This window comes from Acinetobacter sp. VT 511 (assembly GCF_001077515.1).
GTDB lineage: Bacteria > Pseudomonadota > Gammaproteobacteria > Pseudomonadales > Moraxellaceae > Acinetobacter > Acinetobacter schindleri.
This window is the reverse complement of the sequence record NZ_LFRE01000002.1, coordinates 1-1,443: the sequence shown is the minus strand read 5'-3', so window position 1 is coordinate 1,443 and position 1,443 is coordinate 1. Positions and strand designations below refer to the sequence as shown.

Sequence of the window (1,443 nt, the reverse complement as noted above, 5' to 3'; positions counted from 1 at the left end):
TTGCTTAGTGTTTACTCATTAGCTGATTTGATGGCTACGATTTAGCAATTAATGGTGTGACGCTGCCACTCTTAATGCAGGATTGGGGCTTAAGCGCAGTACAAGCAGGTATGCTGGCCAGTACAGCACTTGCAGGCATGATGTTTGGTGTCATGATTTTTGGTTCGCTGGCAGACAAGATTGGCGGTAAAAAAGTTATCATGATCTGTATCGTGCTGTTTAGTGGTTTAACGTTCGCGGTCGGTTTGGCGTCGATCCCGTCTGAATTTGGTATTTTACGTTTCCTTGCTGGTTTAGGCAGTGGTGGTGTAATGCCAATCCTGGTAGCACTGACGTCTTAATATGCGCCGCAAAAGATGCGGGCGGTGAAGCATTTCCCAGGCCGCGCGCGCGAGGTGTTCGACGTGTCGGGCGCCGGCGACACCGGCCTGGCCGCCATCGGCCTGGCGCTTGGGGCGGGGGCGTCGCTGGAGACGGCGGTGCAGTTCGCCATCCTGGCTTCGGGCGTCGTGGTCGGCAAGGCGGGGACGGCCGTCGTCACGCCCGCCGAACTGATCGAGGCCGAAGTCAGCCAGCACGCCAGCGCGGCCGTCGCCAAGGGGACGCCGCTGGACGAACTGGCGGCCGAGGTCGAGGGCTGGCGGCGCCAGGGGCTGAAGGTCGGGTTCACCAACGGCTGTTTCGACATCCTGCACCGGGGGCACGGCGCCTATCTGGCGCAGACCCGCGCCATATAATATGCATCGACATATTCACCATTACGCAATGCGTACTTCTTACCAGTCCCTTCAATTTCAAAGCCGTATTTTTTATAGACCTTAATTGCCGGGGCGTTATCGACAAACACGGTTAGTTCAATGCGATCTACCCGCAACCAGTTGTCGCACATTTCAATCATCTCTCGCATCAGGGCGCTGGCGACGCCGCGGTTCTTCCAACGAGAGTCGACACAGATACCAAAATCGGCAACATGACTGCGGCGTGGGCGCTGTTGCACGTCAATGGTGAGATGGCCCACGACGTCTCCATCAATACAGGCGACGAGTTGCTTGATGCCGGGACGATCGGCGAGTCGCTCCTGCCTATTTCGACGTGCTGCTGTCGGGCGCGCCCTTCGCCTTCTTCAACCGGTTCCGCAAGGTCAATGCGGCCTGAAACGGCGGCCCGGTTCGACGGCTTTGGAAAAACCGCCTGAAGCCCGTCGCGAGAAGGCCTGAATCAGATAGTTTGTGCAGGACGCGCCCGCGCCCGCGGTTCGCCCAAACCGAACGCACGATGTCTGATCAAACCGGAACAAGACCTTTCTCGCCCTTCGAATGGATGCTGTCGCTGCGCTATCTGCGCGCCCGGCGAAAGGAAGGCTTCATCTCGGTGATCGCCGGCTTTTCGTTCATCGGCATCATGCTGGGGGTGGCGACCCTGATCATCGTCATGGCGGTCATG

Annotated in this window: 1 protein-coding gene and 2 pseudogenes; 2 read left to right on the top strand and 1 reads right to left on the bottom strand. The window is 58.1% G+C overall.

Annotation, left to right across the window (positions count from 1 at the left end):
• Positions 1-8 precede the first annotated feature (8 nt).
• Together ACS72_RS00050 and ACS72_RS00045 are read left to right on the top strand one after the other, a co-directional pair.
• A pseudogene (locus ACS72_RS00050) lies at positions 9-338 on the top strand (MFS transporter); the annotation flags it as partial.
• 27 nt (positions 339-365) lie between these two features.
• Positions 366-737 (top strand): PfkB family carbohydrate kinase, encoded by a 372-nt coding sequence (locus tag ACS72_RS00045; protein ID WP_212771636.1) that lies wholly within the window; start codon positions 366-368, stop codon positions 735-737.
• Here the strand turns inward: ACS72_RS00045 and yhhY are convergent.
• Positions 710-1,093, bottom strand: a pseudogene (yhhY, locus tag ACS72_RS00040) (N-acetyltransferase); the annotation flags it as partial. The gene ACS72_RS00045 and the pseudogene yhhY sit on opposite strands and share 28 nt — an antisense overlap.
• Positions 1,094-1,443 lie beyond the last annotated feature (350 nt).